This is a genomic window from Streptomyces decoyicus (genome assembly GCF_019880305.1).
In the GTDB taxonomy this organism is placed as follows: domain Bacteria; phylum Actinomycetota; class Actinomycetes; order Streptomycetales; family Streptomycetaceae; genus Streptomyces; species Streptomyces decoyicus.
In genome coordinates, this window is record NZ_CP082301.1 from 5,457,084 (window position 1) to 5,479,340 (window position 22,257).

The 22,257-nt window shown below is 71.4% G+C and carries 19 protein-coding genes; 12 read left to right on the forward strand and 7 right to left on the reverse strand.

All coding sequences use genetic code 11. From position 1 onward, the window contains the following. Nucleotides 1–13: 13 nt before the first annotated feature. The 4 genes from K7C20_RS24155 to K7C20_RS24170 form a co-directional block, all read right to left on the reverse strand. The gene (locus tag K7C20_RS24155; RefSeq protein WP_030085777.1) at nt 14–1,075 is read right to left on the reverse strand and encodes an ABC transporter ATP-binding protein; all 1,062 of its coding nucleotides are present in this window, start codon (nt 1,073–1,075) and stop codon (nt 14–16) included. A gap of 11 nt (nt 1,076–1,086) precedes the next feature. Further along, the gene (locus K7C20_RS24160; RefSeq protein ID WP_030085779.1) at nt 1,087–2,064 is read right to left on the reverse strand and encodes an ABC transporter permease; all 978 of its coding nucleotides are present in this window, start codon (nt 2,062–2,064) and stop codon (nt 1,087–1,089) included. Nucleotides 2,065–2,175: 111 nt separating this feature from the next. Next, on the reverse strand, nt 2,176–3,972 hold the full coding sequence (locus tag K7C20_RS24165; RefSeq protein ID WP_030085781.1) for an ABC transporter substrate-binding protein: 1,797 nt from the start codon (nt 3,970–3,972) through the stop codon (nt 2,176–2,178). A gap of 92 nt (nt 3,973–4,064) precedes the next feature. Then, nucleotides 4,065–5,105: an ABC transporter permease gene (locus K7C20_RS24170; RefSeq protein ID WP_030085783.1), complete on the reverse strand. Its 1,041-nt coding sequence runs from the start codon at nt 5,103–5,105 to the stop codon at nt 4,065–4,067. 485 nt (nt 5,106–5,590) lie between these two features. Between K7C20_RS24170 and K7C20_RS24175 the strand changes: the two genes are divergently transcribed. Then, complete coding sequence (locus tag K7C20_RS24175; protein ID WP_245171095.1) at nt 5,591–6,715, forward strand: hypothetical protein; 1,125 nt, start codon at nt 5,591–5,593, stop codon at nt 6,713–6,715. Nucleotides 6,716–6,745: 30 nt separating this feature from the next. Here K7C20_RS24175 and K7C20_RS24180 read toward each other — a convergent pair whose 3' ends face one another. After that, complete coding sequence (locus K7C20_RS24180; RefSeq protein ID WP_053209125.1) at nt 6,746–8,935, reverse strand: prolyl oligopeptidase family serine peptidase; 2,190 nt, start codon at nt 8,933–8,935, stop codon at nt 6,746–6,748. Nucleotides 8,936–9,168: 233 nt separating this feature from the next. On the opposite strand from K7C20_RS24180, the gene K7C20_RS24185 reads away from it, so the two are divergent. From K7C20_RS24185 to K7C20_RS24225, 9 genes are all read left to right on the forward strand, one after another. Continuing rightward, nucleotides 9,169–9,363 carry a hypothetical protein gene (locus tag K7C20_RS24185; protein WP_030085789.1) on the forward strand — a complete coding sequence of 65 codons (195 nt, stop codon included), beginning with the start codon at nt 9,169–9,171 and terminating at the stop codon, nt 9,361–9,363. Between the two features lie 110 nt (nt 9,364–9,473). Further along, nucleotides 9,474–10,460: an N-acetyl-1-D-myo-inositol-2-amino-2-deoxy-alpha-D-glucopyranoside deacetylase gene (gene mshB, locus K7C20_RS24190; protein ID WP_030085791.1), complete on the forward strand. Its 987-nt coding sequence runs from the start codon at nt 9,474–9,476 to the stop codon at nt 10,458–10,460. Further along, a complete protein-coding gene (locus K7C20_RS24195; RefSeq protein WP_030085793.1) occupies nt 10,457–11,029 on the forward strand; it encodes a DUF6113 family protein in 573 nt (190 codons plus the stop codon). Before mshB ends, K7C20_RS24195 begins: the two co-directional genes overlap by 4 nt. A 215-nt stretch (nt 11,030–11,244) precedes the next feature. Further along, nucleotides 11,245–13,425: a peptidoglycan binding domain-containing protein gene (locus K7C20_RS24200; RefSeq protein WP_053209126.1), complete on the forward strand. Its 2,181-nt coding sequence runs from the start codon at nt 11,245–11,247 to the stop codon at nt 13,423–13,425. Between the two features lie 160 nt (nt 13,426–13,585). Further along, the gene (locus K7C20_RS24205) at nt 13,586–14,554 is read left to right on the forward strand and encodes an ABC transporter ATP-binding protein (RefSeq protein ID WP_030085795.1); all 969 of its coding nucleotides are present in this window, start codon (nt 13,586–13,588) and stop codon (nt 14,552–14,554) included. Then, complete coding sequence (locus K7C20_RS24210) at nt 14,551–15,288, forward strand: ABC transporter permease (RefSeq protein WP_053209127.1); 738 nt, start codon at nt 14,551–14,553, stop codon at nt 15,286–15,288. Before K7C20_RS24205 ends, K7C20_RS24210 begins: the two co-directional genes overlap by 4 nt. Nucleotides 15,289–15,298: 10 nt before the next feature. Beyond that, nucleotides 15,299–16,540, forward strand: coding sequence for a sensor histidine kinase (locus K7C20_RS24215; RefSeq protein ID WP_030085801.1), 1,242 nt, complete (start codon nt 15,299–15,301; stop codon nt 16,538–16,540). 69 nt (nt 16,541–16,609) lie between these two features. Next, nucleotides 16,610–17,215 (forward strand): response regulator transcription factor, encoded by a 606-nt coding sequence (locus K7C20_RS24220; protein WP_053209128.1) that lies wholly within the window; start codon nt 16,610–16,612, stop codon nt 17,213–17,215. Between the two features lie 132 nt (nt 17,216–17,347). Continuing rightward, nucleotides 17,348–18,466 (forward strand): PP2C family protein-serine/threonine phosphatase, encoded by a 1,119-nt coding sequence (locus K7C20_RS24225; protein ID WP_030085805.1) that lies wholly within the window; start codon nt 17,348–17,350, stop codon nt 18,464–18,466. On the opposite strand, the gene K7C20_RS24230 is transcribed toward K7C20_RS24225, so the two are convergent. Further along, nucleotides 18,433–19,293, reverse strand: coding sequence for a transglutaminase family protein (locus K7C20_RS24230; protein ID WP_053209129.1), 861 nt, complete (start codon nt 19,291–19,293; stop codon nt 18,433–18,435). The genes K7C20_RS24225 and K7C20_RS24230 overlap by 34 nt on opposite strands. Nucleotides 19,294–19,308: 15 nt before the next feature. Further along, nucleotides 19,309–20,388 (reverse strand): GNAT family N-acetyltransferase, encoded by a 1,080-nt coding sequence (locus tag K7C20_RS24235; protein ID WP_053209130.1) that lies wholly within the window; start codon nt 20,386–20,388, stop codon nt 19,309–19,311. 140 nt (nt 20,389–20,528) lie between these two features. On the opposite strand from K7C20_RS24235, the gene fdxA reads away from it, so the two are divergent. Then, nucleotides 20,529–20,849 carry a ferredoxin gene (gene fdxA, locus K7C20_RS24240; protein ID WP_030981535.1) on the forward strand — a complete coding sequence of 107 codons (321 nt, stop codon included), beginning with the start codon at nt 20,529–20,531 and terminating at the stop codon, nt 20,847–20,849. Nucleotides 20,850–21,028: 179 nt separating this feature from the next. Further along, a complete protein-coding gene (dapC, locus tag K7C20_RS24245) occupies nt 21,029–22,162 on the forward strand; it encodes a succinyldiaminopimelate transaminase (RefSeq protein ID WP_030085661.1) in 1,134 nt (377 codons plus the stop codon). The last annotated feature ends 95 nt before the right edge of the window (nt 22,163–22,257 follow it).

The window sequence follows — 22,257 nt, forward strand, 5'->3', positions numbered from 1 at the left end:
GGTGTGTCGCTCCCTAGCCCAGCCGGGGCTTGATCTGCTCGGTGAAGAGGGTCTGCTTCTGCTCGGTGCTCAGGTGGCACGCGGCCGCCCGCCCCAGCTCCAGCGCGGGCCGCTCGTCGGTGCAGCGGGTACCGCCGACCTCCTGGGCGAAGCCGCAGCGCGGGTGGAAGGCACAGCCGGAGGGCGGGTTGAGCAGGCTCGGCGGGGAGCCGGGAATCGGGTGCAGCGCCTCGTTGACGTCCGAGGAGAGCCGCGGCATGGAGCTCAGCAGGCCCCAGGTGTACGGGTGCCGGGGCTGGGTGAGGATCTCCTTGACGGAGCCCCGCTCGACGGCCCGGCCCGCGTACATCACCAGCACGTCGTCCGCGGTGTTGGCGACCACGCCGAGGTCATGGGTGATCAGGATGATCGCGGAGCCGAACTCCTGCTGGAGGTCCTTGAGGAGGTCGAGGATCTGCGCCTGGACGGTGACGTCCAGGGCGGTGGTCGGCTCGTCGGCGATCAGCAGCTGGGGGTTGCAGACCAGCGCCATGGCGATCATGGCGCGCTGGCGCATACCGCCGGAGAACTGGTGCGGATAGTCGTCCACCCGCAGATCGGGCTGCGGGATACCGACCTTGGTCAGCATCTCGATGGCGCGCAGCCGGCCCTCGCGCTTGGTGGCGCCGGTGTGCTTGATGAACGGCTCGGCGATCTGCCGGCCGATCGTGTAGTACGGCGACAGGGAGGTCAGCGCGTCCTGGAAGATCATGGCCATCTTGTTGCCACGGAGCTTCTCCAGGGTCCTGTCCCTGGCCCCGGTCAACTCCTGGCCGTCCAGCACGATTTCGCCACCGATCTCGGTGGCCTTCGGGTCGTGCAGCCCCAGGACGGCGAGGTTGGTCACCGACTTGCCGGAGCCCGATTCGCCGACGATGCCGAGCGTCTGCCCGCGTTCCAGATCGAAGGAGAGACCATCGACCGCCTTGACGATGCCGTCCTCGGTGGAGAACCGCACATGCAGGTCGCGTACGGAGAGAAACGCATCAGATCCGGTCGGGACCGGCGCACCCTCGGGTTTGGTGAGTGTGGTCACTGGTGGTTCTCCTAGGCCAGACGCACGCGCGGGTCGATGAACGCGTAGCAGGCGTCCACGATGATGTTGAACAGGACGATGAAGGCGGCTGCGAAGAGCATCACGCCCATGACTGTGGGCAGGTCGGTCTTGAGCACCGATTCCATCGACAGCGTGCCCAGGCCCGGCAGGGCGAACGTCACCTCGGTGATCATGGCTCCGCCGAAGAGGGTGCCGAGGTCGATGCCGAAGATGGTGACGATGGGGATCAGCGAGCCGCGCCAGGCGTAGCGGAAGAAGACCGTCCTGGCCGACATCCCCTTCGCGCGGGCCGTGCGGACGTGTTCCTCCTGGAGCTGCTCGATCATCGCCGAGCGCGCCATACGGGTGTACTGCGCCGTGAAGATGATCGAGAGCACACACCACGGGATCAGCAGGCCCATGAACCAGCCGCCGGGATTTTCGGTGATGGGGACGTATTTGGGCTGCCCCAGCAGATTGGTGTTGTAGACCAGCAACGCCAGCACGATCGGGCCGACGAAGTAGATCTGCATCGAGCTGAGCACCAGCGAGGCCGAACTGAAGACCTTGTCGATGATCGTGCCCTGCTTCCAGGCCGCCAGCATTCCGGTGGCCAGGCCGACGAGCAGGAAGACCGCCGCACCGCCGAGGGTCAGCGACAGGGTGATCGGGAAGCGGTCGACGATGGTGTTCCACACCGCGTCGCCGGTGGCGAAGGAGTAGCCGAAGCAGGGTGCGGGGCACGGCCCTTGGGCGAAATCACGGCCGCTGACGATGCCGGACATGAAGTGCCAGTACTGCACCAGGATCGGCTGGTCGAGCCCCATGTTCTTGTGGATGATCGCGAGTGCCTCGGGGCCACAGTTCCTTCCGCACGCGAGCAGCGCGGGGTCCCGGGGGGCGGCGAAGAAGAGGAAGAACGTGAACGCGCTGATGAGCAGCAAGATCACGATCGCGCCGAGAGACCGGCGGAAGAGGAATCGAAGCATGGCAGATCGCAGCTCTCGTGGGGCAGCGGAGGTGTGGGGTAAGAGGTGGCACGGTGTGCCCGCCCTGTGAGGCGGGCACACCGGGTGCCTGGGTAACCGGAACGGTCGCGGTTACTTCTTGACGTACATCTTGGTCGGGTCGACGGAGCTGATGATGTCGTTGTTCACGACGCCGCCGACCTTGGAACCGTGCAGCTGGATCTGCTTGTAGTAGAAGGTCGGGATCTGCGGCAGGTCCTCCTTGAGGATCTTCTCGCCGAGCGCGAACCAGTCGTCCGCGGCCTTCTTCTGGTCCGTCTCCTGCTCGATCCGGTCGATTTCCTTGTTGGTCGCCGGGTTGTTGTACAGCGAGTAGTTGGTCCCGCCGTCCTGGATCTGCCGGCCGTCGTACACCGGGGGGAGCACCGTCAGCGCGCTCGGCCAGTCCGCACCCCACGCAGAGGGGTAGATGTCGAACTTGTTGTCCGTCTTGCCGATGATGTCGTAGTAGGTGTCCGAGGGCAGTTCCTTGCTCTGGACGTCGAAGCCGGCCTTCTTGAGGTTGTCGACCACCGCGACGGAGTACTTCGACGGCTCGGTCGCCGTGTTGTGCGCGTAGGTCAGCTTCATACCGGTCTTGCCGGCGTCCTTCAGGATCTTCTTGGCCTTCTCGATGTCGCCCAGCGGCTTCTTGAGCTTGCCGTAGGGGTCGATGTCCTTGAAGCCGGTCAGCGTCGGGCTGATGTAGCTGCCGGCCAGCTCACCGCCGCCCGGGGTGCCGTAGGCGTCGAGGACGGCCTGCGTCGGCAGCGCGTAGGCGATGGCCTCGCGGATCTTCTTGTCCTTCAGGCGCCGCATGTTGAAGTTCATGACGCCGACGTACGGCTGGTAGCCGGAGGTCGAACGCGCCTTGATCTTCGGGTCGTTGGCCACCTGCTGCATGCTCGCGGCGTCGACCTGGTTGTTGAAGCTGACCGCGGTCCGGTTGTCCGCGTTGTCGGCCATCAGACGCTGGGTGGAGTCGGTGAAGGCCACGCTGAACTGGATGTCGAACTTGTCGACGTACTGGTGACGCGAGATGTCGGTGTTCGGGTCCCACTTGGTGTTCTTGACCAGCGTGATGCCCTTGCCGTTCTTGAACGAGCCGGGCTGGATCTTGTACGGGCCCGAGGCGACCGGGGCCTTGTCGTACTTCTCCTTGGTGTCCTTGCTCTTCTCGACCGCGCCGTAGCCCGCCATGGCGAGTGCGTAGGGCAGGTCACCCACGGGCTTCTTGAAGTGGAAGACGATGGTCTTGTCGTCCGGCGTGTCCAGCACGTCCTTGGGCAGGTGCTTCCCCTCGTAGGGACCGCCCTTGAGGAGCTTGCGGTAGTCCGCCGAGTCGGCCAGCCAGCGCTGCACGTACGTCGGGCCGCTGGAGATGAAGTCCGCGAACGTCCGCTCGATGGTGTGGCGGATGTCGGCCGAGGTGATCGGCTTGCCGTCCTCGAACGTGATGCCGTCCTTGAGCTTGTACGTCCAGGTCTTGCCGCCGTCGGACTTCTGGCCGCTGTCCGTGGCGAGGTCGCCGACCACGGTGTACTTGCCCTTGTTGTCCAGGTGGAAGTTGGTGAGCCTGCGGAACAGCAGGGTCGAGAGGGTGCCCTGGTCGGAGACGTAGATCTGCGCGGGGTCCAGGTGCGCGTAGGTGTCACGCTGGTAGACCTTGATGGTGCCGCCCGGGGTGGCGCCGGGAACGGCCTCGGCCGGTCCCTTGGAGGCGGCCGCGTCACCGTAGGTGATCTGGGCGCGCTGCTTCTCGGCGTTCTTGCGGGCGTCGTCGTCGCCGGCGCCCTTGGTGGCGCCGCTGCTGCACGCGGTGAGGACCATGGCCCCCGCGGCCAGCGCCACGACGGTGGCGCGCGCTCTGCGCATACGAACGTTGCTCATGGTGGTGGATGCACCTGCCTGTCGTTGATCCGTTGCTGCTGCCTGACTGATGCGGTGCTGGTGGGGTGGCAGCACCCCCCCGCGGAACGGATTCACCGAGCCCTCTTCGGGTCGAAGGCGTCCCGGACCGAGTCCCCGAGCAGGTTGAACGCGACGATGAAGATGACCATCGCGAGGCCGGGGAAGAACAAGTACGTGATGTCGTTGCGGTAGTACTCGGCCGCGTTGGCGAACATCCGGCCCCAGTCGGGCGTGGGCTCGACGAGACCGACGCCGAGGAACGAGAGCCCCGCGATGGAGGTCACGAAGTTCGGCAGCATGTAGGTCGTCTGCACCAGGATCGGCGTCATCACGTTGGGCACCAGCTCGCGCCGGATGATCCGCCACGGGGAGGCGCCGCTGACCTTGGCGGCCTCGACGAACTCCCGCTCGCGCAGCGACAGCACCTGGCCGCGCAGCAGACGGGCCAGGCTCATCCAGCCCAGGAACCACATGACCAGGATGATGATCCCGGCGCGCAGCCAGGTGGGCATCTCGTCCTCGGGAGCCACGAAGACGGCGCCCACGACCGGCACGAAGGCGACGAAGAACAGCTGGTTGGGGAAGGCCATCAGCAGGTCGATGAACCGGCCGATGAAGTAGTCGGTGCGTCCGCCGAAGTAGCCGGCGGCGACGCCCAGCAGGATCGCGGTGAGCACCGAGACCAGCGTGATGCCCACGGCGAGGCCCAGTGTGTTGCGGATGCCGTAGAGCAGCTGCATGAACACATCGCGGCCCAGGGTGGGTTCGATACCGAACCAGAAGTCACCGTTGATCCCGCCGTTGGGCCCGGCCGGGTACTGGTTGACCAGGAGCCCCGGGGTGATCATCCCGTAACGGGTGTAGGGATCCTTGCCGTACAGCTTGGAGATGACCGGTGCGAGCACGCCGATCAGGAAGAAGAAGAGCACGACGCCGGCGCTGATGACACCGGTCCGGTCGCGCTTGAAGCGCGTCCACATCAGCTGGCCGGGCGAACGGCCTTGCAGTGGATCTTTTTTGCCGTTTTTTCCGTTCTTCTTCGAGGTCAGTCCTTCGGGGCCAAGACCAGGGGTGTCGGTCGTGGTCCCCGCGGTCTGGGATGGACTAGTCATCGCGAAGTGCCCCCGCGCCGAGTTCTCTTGGAACGTGAAGCGGCACCGAACGCACCGCTGGATGAGCGGACTTTCGCAAGTGATTTATGGCGGAGTCAAGGGGATCGGGTGTGCTCGTGAACAGGTCGTCTACTTCTTGAGCGAAGATTGCGCAAGTTGATCCCATGGCGTGCTTGACAGGTGGGCGGGATATACGGCATGGGGGACATATCGTCACGAACTTCTTTAACATGAAGGCAACTTCACTGTCGCAACACCGATATACGGACGCGCCATGATGAACAACGTACGGCCGTGCGGGTGCCGTAGACCGGCCGGGACGCCAGGTGGCGTCCCGGCCGGTTGCCGTTTGGGGCATTCCTCCCCTCGCTCCCTGCGGGCGTGTTGTCCCTGCGCCGGGACTGGAGTAGACCTGCGGTGGGCACCCCCTGTGCGGGGCTGCCATGGACCACCCAGGCACATCGACACGGACGGGGGGGCTGGCCGTGTCCACAGGGCGGGACGGCGTTCTCACGCACGGGGCACGCGGCATCGGCGCACTGGTCTGCCTGCTGCTCGCACTCCTCACCGCGGCCTGGATCATCCGGGATCTGACCATCGCCCAGCACGGCGCGGACGTGTGGCGGACCTGGCTGGGCGAGGCCCGCCGGCCACGGGAGTTCACCGCCTGGGCCACCTCGGAGCTCGACCCGCTGCTGGTGCTCGGCGCGCTCACCGCCGCGGTCGCCACGCTGCGCGGCGCCGTCACCTCGTCCGTGGCCGCGGGCGCACTGCTCGCGCTGGCGGCCGCCACCGCACTGCTGCGGCTCCCGCTGGTGTGGGTGCTGGGCGCGGGCTGGCTCCAGGGACTGGACAGCGGGCTCACGGAGCGGGCACGGCTGACCGCCCTGGCCCAGCTCGCGCTGGTGGCCGCACTGGTCGTGGTGGTCGTGGCGGGCCGGAAGTCCGGCGGCCGGGCGGGCCGGCGGGCCGGACACGCGGTGCGCGGGCTGCCGGAGGGGGCGTCATCGGCGTACGGGGTGGTCCACGCGGCGCCGTACGGAGCGGCCCCCGAGCGGCCCGGCAGGCCGTACAGGGGCCCGGCCGTCACGGCCGCCGTCCTTCTGGGAACCGCCGGATTCGCCGTGGCCGGCTGGGAGATCCACTGGCAGGTGCAGCTCGGCGGGGCCGTCTACCGCAAGGGGCTGCTCGGCGATGCGTCCGTCTTCCGCGCCCTGCTCCAGCCCCCGGTCCACTGGCAGGCCGCGGCGCTCGCGCTGCTGGCCGTGGGGGCCGCGGCCGCCGTGCTGCGCCGCGCGGCCTGGGCCAGGCCGGCCGCGATGACGGCCGCGGCCCTGCTGCTCGTGCACGGGGCCGTGGCGCTCGTCTTCGCCGTGCGCACCGGGGAGTTCGGCCGGCTCGCCGCACTGCCCGTCCAGGCCCGGCTGGAGGTGGGGACCGCGGCCTTCGTGGCCGCCGCCGGGCTGGCCGCGCTGGTCGCGGCGGCCCGGCCCGGCGCACCGGACGCCTCCCGGGGCGCGGACGGTGTGCTGGCCTACGGCGCGGCCCCGGGCGAGGCGCGGCCGCCGCACGCCCCGCCCCCGCCGTCCAGGCTTCCGCCCGGCTGGTGAGGCGGCCCCGGCCCCCGCGGCGCTACGTCCTCAGGACGACATCCCCAGCGACCGCTTGAGGAAGTCGACTTGGAGCAGCAGTAGGTTTTCGGCCACCTGCTCCTGCGAGGCCATGTGCGTCACCCCGGACAGCGGCAGCACCTCGTGCCGGCGGCCCGCCGCCAGCAGCGCCGAGGACAGCCGCAGCGAGTGCGCCACCACCACGTTGTCGTCCGCGAGGCCGTGCACGATCAGCATCGGACGGTGCGGCTCCACCGCCCCGGACAGCCCGTCGTCGGTGATCAGCGAGTTCGCCGCATAGACGGCCGGCTCCTCGTCCGGGTGGCCGAGATACCGCTCCTGGTAATGGGTGTCGTACAGCCGCAGATCGGTCACCGGCGCACCGACCACCGCCGCATGGAAGACATCGGGGCGGCGCAGCGCCGCCAGCCCCGCGAGATAGCCGCCGAAGGACCAGCCGCGGATCGCCACCCGCTCCATGTCCAGGGGAAAGGATCCGGCCAGTGCCTGGAGGGCATGGACCTGGTCGTCCAGGGCGACGTCCGCGAGGTCGCGGAACATCGCCTTCTCCCATGCGGGGGAGCGGCCCGGGGTGCCCCGCCCGTCCGCGACGATCACCGCGAACCCCTGGTCGGCGAACCACTGGGAGGTCAGATGGGCGTGGTGCGCGGCGATCACCCGCTGGCCGTGCGGGCCGCCGTACGGATCCATCAGCACCGGCAGCGGACCGTCGCCCTCCTTATATCCCCCGGGCAGCAGCACCGCGCACGGAATCTCGCGTTCCCCGGCGCGCACGAGACGGGGGCGGGCGGTGAGCACCGGCTCCTCGGCACAGGAGCCGATCGTGGCGAGGGTCTTCTCCCCACCGTCGGGATCCAGCCGCACCACGTCCACCTGGGTGCCGGGCCGCTCCAGCGACGTCTGCGACAGCACGGTCACCATGCCGCCGCGCACCGCGGAGGACACCGTCGCATACGGGCGCTCGCCCACCCGCTCCCAGCCGCCCTGGTCACCGCTGCCGCGGAACCAGGCGCGGTAGACGCCGATGTCGTGCATCTCGGTGCCGCTCGCGGAGAAGAGGACATCCTCCTCGCCGATGTCCAGTACGGCCCGGACGTGCAGCGGCGCCCCGGTCAGCGGACGGTCGCCGACGAACAGCTTGCGCGCACCGCCCTCGTCCGAGATCCGCACCAGCCGCCCGTCCGGCGTCCAGGCCGGCGCCCCGGGGAACGGCTCGACCCACGCCTCGTCCTCCTCCTCGTGCACCGTCCTGGTCGCACCGGTCGCGGTGTCGACGGTCAGATAGCGCTGGTCGCGCTGGTCGCGGGCCTGGACGAGCAGTAGCGGCGGCCCGGCCGACGACCAGTGGACGCGCGCGAGGTAGGGGTAGCGCTCGGTGTCCCAGCCGATGTCCGTGCGCGAGCCGTCCAGGCCGAAAAGTGTCAGGGTGACCTCGGCGTTGCGGGTCCCCGCCGCCGGGTACGCGACCCGGGCGGGCTCCCGGTCCGGATGGGCGGGGTCGGAGATCCACCAGCGCTGCACCGGCGCCTCGTCGACCCGCGCGGCCAGCACCGCATCGCTGTCCGGCGACCACCAAAAGCCCCGGTAGCGGCCCATCTCCTCGGCCGCGATGAACTCCGCGAGACCCCAGGTCACCTCGGGCCCGTCGGGCTCGGCCAGCACCCGGTCCGCCGACCCGGCGCCCGTCGTGCCGCCGTCGCCCCCGTCGGCGGTCGCGGCGCCGTCCACCGCGGCCACCCGCAGCCGGCCGTCCGCCACAAAGGCCACCTGCCGCCCGTCCGGCGAGGGGCGGGGGTCCACGACCGGCCCCTGGACCGGAAGTTCACGGGTGGTGCCGGCCCGTAGTTCGGAGACGAACAGCCGGCCGGAAAGGGTGAAGGCCGCCAACTCCACGGCGGAGTCCGTCGCATAGCCGACGATGCCCGCCGAGCTCTCCCGGCTTCGCTCGCGGCGGGCCCGCTCCTGCGGGGGAAGGTCCTCCTCCGCGCCGGCCAGCAGGGCCTGCGGGTCGGCGGCCGTGAGCTCCCGTCCCGCTTCCAGATCGAGCACCCACAACTGCTGACTGCGGTCGGTGCCCGAACGGGAACGGAGGAAGGCGACACGTGTGCCGTCGGGGGAGATGGCGTAGCCGCGCGGTGCGCCCAGAGTGAAGCGCTGCGTACGGGCGTATTGCCGCGGGAACGAAGGCTGTCCGGTCATGGGCCGAGCCTAAACGGGCACAGGCTCACCGCGGTCGCGCTCGTGAAGATCGTGTGCGCCCCCGCTCTGCTTCCGTGCTCCGACTTATGCGCTAGGACGGAAAGTTATGATCCCTTGCGCGTAGTGGGTACGGGGTAAAGAGCCCTTGGCATACCCCGGTGCGCAGGTTCGTGAAGACGGTCTGTGCCACCATCAACTCTGTTCGGAACGCGAGTACTTGGAGGTGAGCCGCCGTGGCACTCTCGATTTCGGCGGTGGTGCTGCTGGCGATCATCGTCTTCCTGCTTGTCAGGAAGTCCGGACTGAAGGCCGCGCATGCGTTTGTGTGCATGCTGCTGGGCTTCTATCTGGCCAGCTCGTCCATCGCTCCGACGATCAAGCAGCTGACGACGAACGTCGCCGGCATGCTCGGGAACATCAAGTTCTGATCCCTCCCCGGCCGGTCCCGTCCACCGTGCGCCCGCCCTCCGGCCGGGCGTACGGGTGGCGGCCGGGATCGGCTGCGGGAGGCGGACCGGGCGGCTCGTAGGCTGTCGGTATGACCGATCAGCCCGCCCGCCCCCGGCCGGCCCCCTCCGAGGGGAGCGCTTCGCGCCCGGCCCCTTCCCGCCGGCTGCTGCTGGTGCATGCGCACCCCGACGACGAGTCGATCAACAACGGCGTGACCATGGCCAAGTACGCGGCCGAGGGTGCGCTGGTCACCCTGGTGACCTGCACGCTCGGCGAGGAGGGCGAGGTCATCCCGCCCGAGCTGGCCGCTCTCGCGCCGGACCGCGACGACACCCTCGGCCCGTACCGCGCCCGTGAGCTGGCCGCCGCGATGGAGGCCCTGGGCGTCACGGACCACCGCTTCCTCGGCGGGCCGGGCCGCTACCGGGACTCCGGGATGATGGGCGCGGTGCAGAACGAGCGTCCCGACGCCTTCTGGCAGGCCCCGCTCGACGAGGCGGCCGCCCATCTGGTGGCCGTGATCCGTGAGGTCGGGCCGCAGGTCCTGGTCACCTACGACCCGAACGGCGGATATGGCCACCCCGATCACATCCAGGCCCACCGGGTGGCCATGCGCGGCGCCGAGCTGGCCGCGCAGGCGGATTTCGGGCCAGAGCTGGGCAGTGCGCATCAGATCGGGAAGATCTACTGGAACTGCAACCCCCGGTCCGTGGTCGAGGAGGGCTTCGAGCGGCTGCGGGCGGCCGGTCACACCTTCCCCGGAGTCGCCACCGTCGACGATGTGCCAGGGGTGGTGCCGGACTCCGAGGTCACGGCGTCCCTCACCGGCGATCCGGCGCACACGGCCGCGAAGGCCGCGGCGATGCGGGCGCACTACACCCAGATCGCGGTCGACGGGCCGTTCTTCGCGCTCTCCAACGACTTGGGCCAGCCGCTGTTCGGCACGGAGCACTATCGGCTGGTGCGCGGTGTGCCGGGCGCCGCGGGTGGCGCGCGCGAGGATGACCTTTTCGCGGGTATCGGCGAAATGGTGGGTATGGAGGAGAGTGCCCGGATCGAGGAGGCGGCGGAATGAGTACGGCGAAGGGCGGCGGCGGCCGCGCCGAGGGAAACGGTGGCGGGGCCTCCGGTGAGGGCGCCGCGGCGTCCGGCGGCAAGGGCGGTGCGGCCTCCGGCAAAGGGCAGCGGTCGAGGGCGGGCGCGGGCGGTACGTCCGGTGCGCGGTCCGGCGCTCCCGTGACGCCCGCGGCCGGTGCCGCGCTGACCGCGCCGCTGACGCCGGGCCGGGTGGGCATATATGTGCTGCTGCTGGTCGCGGGCGTGCTGGTCGCGTTCGCCGGAACGCTGGTGCAAGCGGCCTGGTTCCCCGGCGGGTTGGTGCTGGCGCTGGCCGGTGTCGGAGGCCTCTTCTACGGGGGCGGCCGGGCGACCGGCACCTCCGCGGGCGTCCTGGTGCCCGGCGCGGCGTGGCTGGTCACGGTCTTCCTGCTGCTCAGCAACGTCCGGCCGGAAGGCGACTTCTTCTTCGGCGCGGGGCTCGGCTCGTACATCTTCCTGCTCGGCGGCATTCTGGTCGCTGTGATCTGCGCCACCGCCGCCCGGGTAGGCGCTACGGGCGTCCGGTACGGCCGAGTTGGCGGATGACGTGGTCCATAACGGGACGGATGCCGCGCGGCTCCGGGTGAACGGACCGGGGGCCGGGGGTTTGCGTGCGGCGGCGGTGTTCGTACGCTCCCCGGGTGGCCGCCCGTGGCGGACAGTATGGTGGTGCGCGCCGTCGCGCCGCCCTGGGGGCACCCCCCGGCCTGTGGCCGGGGATCATCTCTGACGAGCGGCGGAGCCAACCGGGAGAACCTGCTTTGAGTCGTGAATCTGACAGTTCGTCCTCCGGCCCTCAGGGCCGTGGCGGAGCCGCGTACCCCTCAGGGACGCCGCCGTACGGCTCGCCCAGGGGAGATGCCGACCAGGCGCCGGCGCCCGGTGCCGCGGCGCAGCCGGAGGAGCCCAAAACCGAGACCACACTGACGACGCGGATCAAGATCAACATTCCGGGGTCGCGCCCCATCCCGCCGGTCGTCGTGCGCAAGCCCGTCGGTGAGGAGTCCGGCATGAACGGATCGTCTGGTTCCGGCGGGCCCGCCGGTTCCCGAGGGGCGCCCCGCCCCGCCCGCGGCAGCGAGCGGAACGCGGAGCGCACGGCCAACACTCCCCGGCCCGACGCTCCGGCGGACGAGGCTCCCGCGGGCGGCCAGGCCGAGAAGCCCAGTGACTGGTTCGCGCCGCGCAAGGGGCAGCAGTCCTCCACCGGGTCCCATGCGATGCCGCCCGCCCCGGGCGGTGCGACCCCGCCGCGGCCGCCGTCCGGCGCCAAGCCGCCGCAGCGCCCCGACCTGCCGTACTTCTCCGACAACCCGGCCCCGCAGGACGGCGCCTCGCCGTTCGACGGCGGTGGACGGCAGAGCGGCGGTGCCCAGCCGGGCGGCGCCTCGCCGTTCGACGGCGGTCCGCGGGGCGGCGGTTCGCCGTTCGACGAGGGCCGGCCGGGCGGCGCTTCGCCGTTCGACGGTGCGGCGCCCGGCAGCGGGTCGCCGTTCGACGCCGCCGCCGGGCCCACCCGGGACCACACCCCGTTCGACGCCCCGGCGGGCGGCCCCAGCGGCCCCACGACCGGGCCGGCGCGCGGCAATGCGTCGCTCAACCTCCCGCCCGGTTTCAGCAACCCCGGCCCCGGCAGCACGCCCCCGATCAGCGACGACACCGCTGAGCTCACCCCGCAGCCGCCGGCGCCGCTCGCCGGTCCCGGCAGTGGCCTCGGTGCCGCGGGCGGTATCGCGGGCGGACTGCCCGGCGGTCCCCAGGGCACCGCGCCCGGCGGCCCGAAGGGCAAGCGTGGCGTCAAGGCCCCCCAGGCGGGCGCCCCCGGCGACCGCGGCCGGGTGTCCGGCGACACGCTGGTCAGCGGCATCCCGAAGGTCCCCGGGGCCGAGGGGCCGTCGTCCCCGTCGCCGTTCGCGGCAGCCCCGGGCGATGACGGTGAGAGGTCCGCGCCGAAGCCGCGGCCCAAGATCCCCGAGCCGATCAACCCGCCCAAGAAGGGCCGCAACAAGCTCGTTCTCGTGGGCGTTGCCGTCGTGGTCCTGGCCGGTGTCGCCTACGGTGCGGGCCTGCTGCTCGACCACGCCGATGTGCCCAACGGCACCACCGCGCTGGGCGTGGACATCGGCGGCACCACCAAGGAAGACGCCGTCAAGAAGCTGGAGACGGCGCTCAAGGGCCGCCGCGCCACGCCGCTCAAGCTCACCGTCGACGGCAAGGCCGCGACCCTCGAACCCGGCAAGGCCGGCCTGGACATCGACCCGCAGGCGACGGTCCGCAAGGCGGCCGGCCGGGACTACAACCCCGTCTCCGTCATCGGCTCGCTGTTCGGCGGTACGCGCACGGCCGAGCCCGAGGTGGTCGTCGACGACGAGAAGCTCCAGATCGCGCTGGAGAACGTCGCCGGGCCCTCGGGCGCCGCCAAGGACGGCGGGATCACCTTCGAGAACGGCAAGGCGGTGCCGCACTACGGCGTGCCCCACAAGGCGATCGATGTGAAGGCGTCCAAGAAGAAGGTCACCGACGCCTACCGCAACCGCGCCACGACCGGCGCCGACGCACCGGTCGTGCTGGCCGCGAGCACCCAGCAGCCGCGGGTCGACAAGGCCGCGGTGGACAAGGCGCTGGAGCAGTTCGCCAAGCCCGCGATGTCCGGCCTGGTGACGGTCCGTACGGACGCGGCGCACACGGTCTCCTTCAGCCCGCAGAAGTCCATCCCGAAGTTCCTGTCCTTCAAGATCGTCGACGGCGGTCTGGTGCCGTACTACGACCGGCCGGCTCTCAAGGAGCTCTACGGCGACACCTTCAACGGCGTGATGGTGACCAAGGGCGACGGCTCCAAGCACCCGGTCAGCGTCGAGGAGGTGGCGAGCGCGGTCGGCAAGGCCCTGCTCGGCACGGGAGCGGCGGAGCGGGTCCAGACCATCGCCACGAACGGCAACTGACCGCCACCCGGCGCGAAACCGCAGGAAGAGGCCCCCGCAGGGCGGCTTCTCGGCACACCCCGAGAAGTCCCCTAGGGGGCCTCACCCATGACAGATGTCATGGCACAGTGCATACAGTCGGCACTGCCGCGCGCGTTGCGGATCCCGGAAGCTGAAGAGCATGACGACCACAGCGACCACCCCAGCCACCACCGCGCAGGGGGCGGACCGGGCACCCGTGGTCAGTTTCCGGCAGGTCAGCAAGAGTTACGGCGCGGTGCGCGCGGTGGCCGACCTGAGTCTGGAGCTGGCCCCGGGAGAGACCGTCGCCCTCCTCGGCCCGAACGGCGCGGGCAAGTCCTCGGCCCTCGACCTGCTCCTCGGGCTGCGCAGCGCCGACTCCGGCAGCGTGACCCTCTTCGGCACGACCCCGCAGCGCGCCATCGCGCAGGGCAAGGTCGGCGCGATGCTCCAGAGCGGCGGCCTGATGGACGGCGTCAAGGTCAAGGAGCTGGTCGGGCTCGCCCGTGATCTGCATCCGCGCGGCTATCCGCTCGACCGGATCCTGGCCACCGCCGGTATCACCGACATCGCCGACCGCATGGTCGACAAGCTCTCCGGCGGCCAGGCGCAGCGGGTGCGCTTCGCCCTCGCCACCGCCGGCGCCAACGATCTGATCGTGCTGGACGAGCCGACCACCGGCATGGACGTCTCCGCCCGGCAGACCTTCTGGGGCGCGATGCGCCAACAGGCCCAGCAGGGCCGTACGGTCCTCTTCGCGACCCACTACCTCGAAGAGGCCGACGAGATCGCCGACCGGGTGATCGTGCTGCACCGCGGCCGGGTGCTGGCCGACGGCACGGCCGCCGAGATCAAGGCCAGGGCCGGCGCCCGCCGGGTCACCTTCGAGCTCGACGAGCCGGTCGACCGCGAGGCGCTGCACGGCCTGCCCTGCCTGACCGCCCTGGAGGTCTCCTCACGCACGGTCCGCCTCCAGTCGCACGACGCCGACGCCACCGTCCACGCCCTCTACGGCCTCGGCATCTACCCGCACCACCTCGAAGTCTCCGGCCTCGGCCTGGAACAGGCCTTCATCGCCCTGACCACCGCTTCCGACGCGACCTCCGCCGCCGAGGAGGCGGCCCGATGACCACTCTGATCAAGCTGGAGATCATCCGCGCACTGCGCAACAAGAAGTTCATGTTCTTCTCGGTGATCTATCCGCCGGCGCTGTATCTGATCATCGCCGGCGGCGCGGACAGCAAGCCGATCCCCGGTATGAAGCTGGACATGGGGCTCTATTTCATGGTGTCGATGGCAGCGTTCGGCGCCATGACCGCCGTGCTGCTGGGCAACAGCGAGCGGATCGCCAAGGAGCGGGAGAAGGGCTGGGTGCGGCAGCTGAGGCTGACGGCGCTGCCCGGCCGCGGCTATGTCGCCGCCAAGATGGCCGCCGCCGCGACCGTCAGCCTGCCGTCGATCCTGCTGGTCATGCTCGTCGCCGCGGTGGTCAAAGGCGTACGTCTCGAGGCCTGGCAGTGGATCGCCATCGCCGCGGGCACCTGGCTCGGCAGCTTCGTCTTCGCCGCCCTGGGCGTCGCCATCGGCTATCTGGCCTCTGGTGACGCGGTCCGCCCGATCTCTATGCTGTTCTACTTCGGCCTGGCGTTCCTCGGCGGCCTGTGGATGCCGCTGACGATCCTGCCCCAGTGGGTGCAGAACATCGCCGAGTGGCTGCCGACCCACGCGTACACCGCGCTCGGCACCGCCGTCGAGGCCGGCCAGGCCCCGCACGGGAAGGACATGGCCATCCTGGCCGGGTATCTGCTGGTCTTCACCGGCGCCGCGGCCTGGCTCTACCGCAAGGACACCCGGAAGGCGTGAGGCACGGGAGATGACGGGCGAGCCCGAGGGCGCCGGCCCCATGATGATCGGGCAGCCGCCCCGTACGCGCCGCCAGGCGCTCGGCAAGATGATGTGGTTCGGCATCTGGCTGCTGTATCTGGCCGGCCCGGTGGGCCAGCTGCTGCGGGCCGGCGCCTCCACCACCGAGCGGCTCGGGGGCGGCCTGGGGCTCGCGCTCTTCGTGCTCTCCTACTTCGTCGTGGTCTTCCGCCACATGTGGCGGAAGAGCACCGGCCCGTTGATGTACGCCGCTCTCGCCCTGATGCTGACGTTGTCCACCGCACTCTCGTGGACGCTGGACTTCTCGTGGCTGGTGCTGTTCATCTTCACCAGCGTGGCCTGTGCCGTGGTGCTGCCCTGGTGGCAGTCCCGCTGGGCCATCCCGCTCGTGGCCGCGGTGCTGCTCGCCGTCGGGGCGCGCTATCCGGAGATCCGCGGCTACTACTTCTTCGCCTACGGCCTTCCCGCCCTGGGCAGCGGCTTCATGATGGTCGGGGTGCAGCATCTGATCCGTACGACCACGGAGCTGCGCGCCGCCCGCCAGGAGGTCGCCCGCCTCGCCGCCAACGACGAGCGGCTGCGGCTCGCCCGCGATCTGCACGACCTCCTCGGCCATTCCCTCTCGCTGATCACGCTCAAGAGCGAGCTGGCCGGACGGATGCTGCCCGACCGGCCGTCCGACGCCGCCCGGCAGGTCGCCGACATCGAACAGGTCAGCCGACAGGCGCTGGTCGATGTGCGGGAAGCGGTCACCGGCTACCGCAGACCCCGGCTCGCCGTCGAGCTGGCCGGGGCGCGGGCCGCGCTGCGTACGGCAGGAGTGCGGCTCACCGCCGACCCTGCCCTGGAGGGTGAGTACCGCGGGCTCGCGGCCGACGAGGAGGGCGCGCTGGCCTGGGCGCTGCGGGAGGCCGTCACCAACGTCGTACGGCACAGCGGCGCCCGCCACTGCGAGCTGCTGCTCGCCGAGGAGTGGGAGGCCGACGAGCGCCGCTACCTGTGCCTGACGGTGCTCGACGACGGCGCGGGCCCGCCCCGCGCCCAGCAGGACGGCAACGGCCTCAGCGGCCTGCGCGAACGCCTCGCCCTGGCCGAAGGCCGCTTGGAAACCGGCCCCGCCCCGCGCGGCAGCGGCTTCGCCCTGCGCGCCTTCGTCCCCGTGGGCGCAGCACCGAGGCGTGCCCCGGCCGCCCCGGAGATATCCCCCGAGTCCGTCAACGACCCGGCGTAGGCGCGCGATCCGGTCAGCGGCTCACGGGCCCACCCCCTCCCACCCCTCGTACGGCTTAAGGTGACCCGCATGATCAGACTGCTGCTGGCGGAGGACCAGTCCATGGTCCGGGAGGCGCTGGCCGCGCTGCTGTCGCTGGAGGACGATCTGGAGGTCGTGGCGCAGGCGGCGCGTGGGGACGAGGTGCTCCCTGCCGCGCGGGCCCACCCCGTGGATGTCGCGCTGCTGGACATCGAGATGCCCGGCCTCAGCGGACTGGACGCCGCGGCCGCGCTGCGTGCCGAGCTGCCCGGTGTGAAGGTCGTCATCCTCACCACCTTCGGCCGCCCCGGCTATCTGCGCCGTGCGATGGAGTGCGGCGCCGACGCCTTCCTGGTCAAGGACGCCCCGGCGGCCCGGCTCGCGGATGCCGTACGGCGCGTCCTGTGCGGCGAGCGCGTCATCGACCCGGTGCTGGCGGCGGCCGCGCTCGCCGACGGCGCCAGCCCGCTGACCGAGCGCGAGCGGGAGGTGCTGCGCACGGCCGCCGACGGCTCCACCAACGCCGAGATCGCCGGTGCCCTGCATCTGTCCCGGGGCACGGTCCGCAACTACCTCTCCACCGCCATCCAGAAGACGGGCGCCCGCAACCGCGCCGAGGCGGTCCGCACGGCCCGCGACAAGGGCTGGCTGTAGGCAGCGGGCAGGCAGCGGGCAGGCAGCGGGCAGCCACCGGCCAGGCACCCGGGGCCCGAACCTCCGGCCCGCCGCGCCGGGGACCTCCGCCCCGGTGCGGTGCCGGGCGGTGTCCCGCACTCTTGAAGTGTTATGCCTGCCGACCGACCCACGGAGAGCAGCCACCTCGCCCCCGCGCTGCTGATCCTCGCGATCTTCGTCGTCGCGGTCCTGGACGCCACGACCAGCCCTGAGCTGCACATCTCGGCCTTCTTGGGCATTGCCCCGCTGTACGCCGCGCTGCGCTGGTCGTTCCGGATGACGTTCCTGGTGGCAGCCGTCTTCGTCGTGTGCCTGACCTACGTCGACATCTTCACGGTCCCCGACTGGGCCCCGGCCAGCCGGGTCGTCGGCATCTTCGGTGTGATCCTGGTGGCCGTCTTCTCGCTGATGCTGTGCCGCACCCGCCTCCAGCGGGAGGCGCTGCATGCCCGTACGCGCCTGGTGGCCGACACGGTGCAGCGGGCGATGCTGCGCGAGCTGCCGCTGAGCGCGGGGCCCGTCGAGGCGTACGGCTTCTATGTCTCCGCCCAGGAGGGCGCCCGGGTCGGCGGCGACATCTACGAGGCCATCGACACGCCGCACGGGCTGCGGCTGATGATCGGCGATGTGCAGGGCAAGGGCATGCCGGCGATCGGCGCGGGCCTGGAGGTGCTGGCGTCGTTCCGGGAGGCCGCACAGCATCTGGAGTCGCTGGACTCGGTGGCCGAGCGCATGGAGCAGGCGCTGGCCCGCTACAACACCCGTTCGGTCGAGCAGGGCACCGACGAGCGCTTCGTCACGGCGCTGCTGATGGAGGTGCGCGGCCCGGCGCAGGGCCGGGTGCTCTCCTGCGGCCATATCCCGTACTACCTGATCCGCGCCGGGAAGGTCTCCGAGCGCCGGGAGGGCGAGGGCGGACTGCCGCTCGGCCTGGGCCCGCTCAGCGGCGAGCCCCGTCACAGCGTCCGGGTCCATCCCGAGCCCGACGACTGGATCGTGCTGTGCACGGACGGGGTGACCGAGGCACGCGGCAAGGACGGCGAGTTCTACCCGCTGGCCGAACGGCTGGCCGGGTGGACGGACCTGGAGCCCGCCGAGCTGGCCCGTACCCTCCGCGCCGATCTGGAAGGCTTCACCGACGGCGAGCTCAAGGACGACGCGACCGTGCTGGTCGTCCGGCGCAGCCCGGCCGCCGCTCAGTTGAGCATGGCGCGCGCCGCCGCGGCCTGACGCCGTATCGCGGTCGCACCGGCCGGCTCGACGGCCTCCACCACTCGGGCGTACTCCTCCAGCTCGGCCGCTCCGGCGAGGAACTCACCGCGCTGGACGAGCAGTTGGGCGCGCTCATGGCGCAGCCGCGCCGGATGGCTCGGCAGCAGCAGCGACAGCTCCAGCGCCCACAGCTGCACTGCGCTGTGCTCCGGGCGCGCCTGCGCCCAGGCCCGGATGTTGTTCAGCACCCGCAGCACGATCTCCAGCGGGTCGGCGGGCGTCATCATCCGCTCGCTCAGCGGCTCACCGGTCGCGCCCGCGACCAGCAGCCCCGCGTCCTCCTCGGTGAGCCGCCGCCCGCCCGCGAACGGATCGGCCAGGACATGCGCGCCGGCGGGCTCACCGAAGCCGACGACGAAGTGACCGGGCAGCGCGACCCCGTAGACGGGCGCGCCGGCCCGCCGCGCCACCTCCATCCACACCACCGACAGCAGGATCGGCAGGCCCCGGCGCCGCCGCAGCACCTCGTGCAGCAGCGAGGACTCCAGCCGCCGGTAGTCGGCGGGTGAGCCGCCGAAGCCGCACCGGGTGCCGAGCAGCTCGGCGAGATTGCGGGCCCAGGCACCGGGGCCGCCGGCCGGGGAGAACGGCAGCAGGCCGGCCAGCCGGTCCAGCTCGATCTGGGCCGCGTCGAGACCTGCCTCGTCCAGCGCCGGATCGGCCTCGGCGCCGATCAGCAGGCACAGCAGTGCCAGATCGGGCCGCTCGGCGCGCGCGGCGTCGGCGAACTGCTGCCGCCGTGCGGCGCGGGCGTCGTCCGGCTCGGGATCGGGTGCGTGGGGCATGGGAGGGGCACCCCTTCAGTGCCGGCCGCCGCCCGGCAGGGCGCGCCGGTAGTGGTAGCCGTGGTGGTCGGTGAAGCCGAGCCGGTCGTAGAACGCGAGGGCGTCCGTGTTGTCCGCCTCGACCTGGAGATACGCCGCCGAGGCGCCCTCCGCGAGAGCCCGCTCGGCGAGCGCCGCCATCACCAGCGTGGCCAGTCCCTGACGGCGTGCGGCCGGCGCCACTTCGAGCGCCGCGAAGCCCGCCCAGCGCCCGTCGACGACCAGCCGCCCGATCGCCGCCGTCGCGCCGTCCGTGTCGTGGACCGTCGCGAACCACACCGAGGGGCCGCCGGTCAGCACCTTCAGGGCGTTCTGTGCGGCCTCGCCGGCCCGGTCGGCCTCGCCGGTGCGGTTGTACAGGGCCAGCCAGTCCGCGTCCGGCTCCCGGGAAAGCGTGACGCGGGAAAGGTCCGCGTCGGTGTCGGCGAGCGGTGCCAGTGCCGCGGTCCGGACCGTGGTGTGCCGCTCGTCGGCCCAGCCGCGCTCCGCCAGCGCCGCGGCCAGCTCTTCATCGGTGTCCGCCCGCCCCGTGGCGACCACGATCACTGCCGGCAGCCCGCGCTCGTCATACCACTGGCCGATCCGCTCCAGCGCGGTGTCCAAGGGGACGCCGGCCTCACCGAGCGGCAGGACGGAGTTGGCGCGGCGGGTGAATCCCCCCGAAGCGCGCAGTGTCCATTCCCCGAGACGCTCTGTCTCAACAGCGGGCCAGCCACGGGCCGCGACCTGCTGGAGCTCCCGGGCGGTGGCCGCGGGCCCGCGCCGGCGGGACGGCTCCGCCGCGGAAGGGCGCGAAGCTCCCCCAGGGGCCGTGGCCGGGCGACGGGCGGGCACGACCTTGGCCGCCACCAGCGAAGACTCCGCGATCCGGACGCACTCACCGTTGCGCCGTGTGATGCTCAGCACACCTTCGTCCCAGGATGTGAGAACCCCGACCGCGTCCGTGAACGTCGCCTCCCCCGCCCCACCCCCGGTCAGACGCCGGACGGATACCCTTTTGCCCACGTCAGCACGGGTGATGCGGACCTCCGCGTGGCCGCCGGCCAGGAATTCCATCGCTCAAACCGCCCCTCTTGTTCGTCTCGCGCCCGGGAACGGAGATACTAGATGGCGGGCATCGACGACGCCGCGCTCCCGCGCGCCCAGCGGCGGTACTGCCAATCGGTCCGCCGGCCCTACCGAGGAGGAACGACAGCGTGACCTACGTCATCGCGCAGCCTTGTGTCGACGTCAAGGACAAGGCGTGCATCGAGGAGTGCCCGGTCGACTGCATCTACGAGGGCAAGCGGTCCTTGTACATCCACCCGGACGAATGCGTCGACTGTGGTGCCTGTGAGCCGGTCTGCCCGGTCGAGGCCATCTTCTACGAGGACGACACCCCGGAGGAGTGGAAGGACTACTACAAGGCGAATGTGGAGTTCTTCGACGAGCTCGGCTCGCCCGGTGGCGCCAGCAAGCTCGGCCTGATCGACCGCGATCACTCGTTCATCGCGGCACTGCCGCCGCAGAACCAGTAACGACCCGAGGACCGAAGGGGAGCCCGCCCGCTCCCCTTCGCCTCCGACGTCGTCGGGGGCGCCCCCCGGTGTGAGCCGGGGGAGGTCGCACGGCGCCGCCCGGTCCCGTACGGCCAGCTCGCCGTACGGGACCGGCGCGTTGTGCGCCGGTGTCCCGCACCACTGAGAAAGAGAGCACCGTGGGCGCAGCATCGTCTCCCCAGCCCGTCTCCCCCCGCGCGTCGCTCCGCGACCGCCTGCCCGCCTTCCCGTGGGACCGCCTGGAGCCGTACAAGACCACCGCCGCCGCGCACGCCGACGGCATCGTCGACCTCTCCGTCGGCACCCCGGTCGACCCGGTCCCCGCGGTGGTCCAGCAGGCACTGACCGCCGCGGCCGACAGTCCGGGCTATCCGACGGTGTGGGGCACGGCCGCGCTGCGGGACGCGCTCACCGGCTGGGCGGCCGACCGCCTCGGTGCCCGGGGCCTGGAGCACACCAACGTGCTGCCGGTCGTCGGCTCCAAGGAGCTGGTGGCCTGGCTGCCGACCCAGCTGGGCCTGGGCGCCGGGGACAAGGTCGGCTACCCGCGCCTGGCCTACCCGACGTACGAGGTCGGCGCCCGCCTGGCCGGGGCCGAGCCGGTCGTCTACGACGAGCCCTGGGAGCTGGACCCCAGCGGCCTGAAGCTGCTCTGGCTGAACTCGCCGTCCAACCCGACCGGCCGGGTGCTGAGCGCCGACGAGCTGCGCCGCACCGTCGCCTGGGCGCGCGAGCACGGTGTGCTGGTCTTCAGCGACGAGTGCTACCTCGAACTGGGCTGGGAGGCCGACCCGGTCTCCGTGCTGCACCCGGACATCTGCGGCGGCTCCCACGACGGCCTCGTCGCCGTCCACTCCCTCTCCAAGCGCTCCAACCTCGCCGGCTACCGCTCCGCCTTCCTCGTCGGCGACGCCGCGGTCCTCGGCGACCTGCTCCAGATCCGCAAGCACGGCGGCATGATGATCGCGGCACCCGTCCAGGCCGCCACCGTCGCGGCGCTGGGCGACACCGCCCATGTCGCCGAGCAGCGTGAGCGCTACGCCCGCCGCCGCGCCGCGCTGCGTTCCGCCTTCGAGGCCGCGGGCTTCCGCATCGAGCACAGCGAGGCCTCGCTTTACCTCTGGGCGACCCGTGACGAGCCCTGCTGGGACACCGTCGGCGAGCTCGCCAAGCGCGGCATCCTCGTCGCCCCCGGCGACTTCTACGGCGCCGCGGGGGAGCGGTTCGTACGCATCGCCTTCACCGCCACCGACGAGCGGGTGGCCGCCGCGGTGCGCCGGCTGGCGAAGTGAGCCGCCGCAACTGACCGACGCGCAACGACGCACAACGACGCGCAGGGGCCCGGGGAGAGCGAACTCCCCGGGCCCCTGCGCGTCGTACGGGCGGA

What these genes read in the sequence shown, in the direction of transcription:
- K7C20_RS24160 (WP_030085779.1), bottom strand. Translation starts at nt 2,064, where the DNA reads ATGCTTCGATTCCTCTTCCGCCGGTCTCTCGGCGCGATCGTGATCTTG.
- K7C20_RS24165 (WP_030085781.1), bottom strand. Translation starts at nt 3,972, where the DNA reads ATGAGCAACGTTCGTATGCGCAGAGCGCGCGCCACCGTCGTGGCGCTG.
- K7C20_RS24170 (WP_030085783.1), bottom strand. Translation starts at nt 5,105, where the DNA reads ATGACTAGTCCATCCCAGACCGCGGGGACCACGACCGACACCCCTGGT.
- K7C20_RS24180 (WP_053209125.1), bottom strand. Translation starts at nt 8,935, where the DNA reads ATGACCGGACAGCCTTCGTTCCCGCGGCAATACGCCCGTACGCAGCGC.
- mshB (WP_030085791.1), top strand. Translation starts at nt 9,474, where the DNA reads ATGACCGATCAGCCCGCCCGCCCCCGGCCGGCCCCCTCCGAGGGGAGC.
- K7C20_RS24195 (WP_030085793.1), top strand. Translation starts at nt 10,457, where the DNA reads ATGAGTACGGCGAAGGGCGGCGGCGGCCGCGCCGAGGGAAACGGTGGC.
- K7C20_RS24205 (WP_030085795.1), top strand. Translation starts at nt 13,586, where the DNA reads ATGACGACCACAGCGACCACCCCAGCCACCACCGCGCAGGGGGCGGAC.
- K7C20_RS24210 (WP_053209127.1), top strand. Translation starts at nt 14,551, where the DNA reads ATGACCACTCTGATCAAGCTGGAGATCATCCGCGCACTGCGCAACAAG.
- K7C20_RS24215 (WP_030085801.1), top strand. Translation starts at nt 15,299, where the DNA reads ATGACGGGCGAGCCCGAGGGCGCCGGCCCCATGATGATCGGGCAGCCG.
- K7C20_RS24220 (WP_053209128.1), top strand. Translation starts at nt 16,610, where the DNA reads ATGATCAGACTGCTGCTGGCGGAGGACCAGTCCATGGTCCGGGAGGCG.
- K7C20_RS24225 (WP_030085805.1), top strand. Translation starts at nt 17,348, where the DNA reads ATGCCTGCCGACCGACCCACGGAGAGCAGCCACCTCGCCCCCGCGCTG.
- K7C20_RS24230 (WP_053209129.1), bottom strand. Translation starts at nt 19,293, where the DNA reads ATGCCCCACGCACCCGATCCCGAGCCGGACGACGCCCGCGCCGCACGG.
- K7C20_RS24235 (WP_053209130.1), bottom strand. Translation starts at nt 20,388, where the DNA reads ATGGAATTCCTGGCCGGCGGCCACGCGGAGGTCCGCATCACCCGTGCT.